This is a genomic window from Paenibacillus sp. J31TS4, assembly GCF_018403265.1.
Lineage (GTDB): Bacteria > Bacillota > Bacilli > Paenibacillales > NBRC-103111 > J31TS4.
This window is the reverse complement of the sequence record NZ_BOSI01000047.1, coordinates 1-255: the sequence shown is the minus strand read 5'-3', so window position 1 is coordinate 255 and position 255 is coordinate 1. Positions and strand designations below refer to the sequence as shown.

1 pseudogene is annotated in these 255 nt (G+C 34.1%); it reads left to right on the top strand.

From position 1 onward, the window contains the following. Positions 1-84 (top strand): annotated as a pseudogene (locus tag KJS47_RS23935) (dihydrofolate reductase family protein); the annotation flags it as partial. Positions 85-255: the final 171 nt, after the last annotated feature.

The following is a 255-nucleotide window of genomic DNA, read 5'->3' as shown; positions in this document are numbered from 1 at the left end:
AGGTTGAATTTAAAAATGGTTAATACAAGAACATTCTCCTCTGGCGTTGTGCAACTAATCTATCATTTGAATGAGAAAGAATAATATCATCAGGAAATACTGGATAGTAATTGTCACTTCTTCAACTTAACGAATAACACTGGTTTAACAAATTAGTTGAAATACGGATTAACCCCTCCCAAATATAGCGAAACTAATAGTAACTAGCCTTGGGAGGGGTTTTGTTTTATGAAAATGACTGATCTCTGGACGTTG